Origin of the sequence: Bacillus sp. SIMBA_008, assembly GCF_046535495.1 — a bacterium.
GTDB lineage: Bacteria > Bacillota > Bacilli > Bacillales > Bacillaceae > Bacillus > Bacillus subtilis.
The window spans coordinates 1-279 of record NZ_JAWRWL010000304.1; the positions used below are offsets into that span (position 1 = coordinate 1).

The following is a 279-nucleotide window of genomic DNA, read 5'->3' on the forward strand; positions in this document are numbered from 1 at the left end:
GGCTGTCATAAGGGGACAAAACAGCCAAGAGGCGCTTGAAGTTTCAAAAGCGGCCATTTCAGGAGGTATCAGCGCCATTGAGCTTACATACACAACTCCTGAAGTGGAAGATGTCTTTAAGGAACTCCGGCATCAAGATATTCTTCTTGGAGCCGGTTCTGTAATGGATACCGAAACAGCGAGACACGCCATTTTATCAGGCGCCTCATTTATCGTCAGCTCTCATTTTGTAAAAGAGATAGCATCTCTATGCAACCAGTACAGCGTACCGTATCTTCC

General features: G+C 46.2%; 1 protein-coding gene. It reads left to right on the forward strand.

What is annotated here, in order from left to right; genetic code table 11:
• Nucleotides 1-279 (forward strand): beta/alpha barrel domain-containing protein (locus tag SB658_RS23315; RefSeq protein ID WP_486308206.1); only part of this gene is annotated, 279 nt, incomplete at both ends.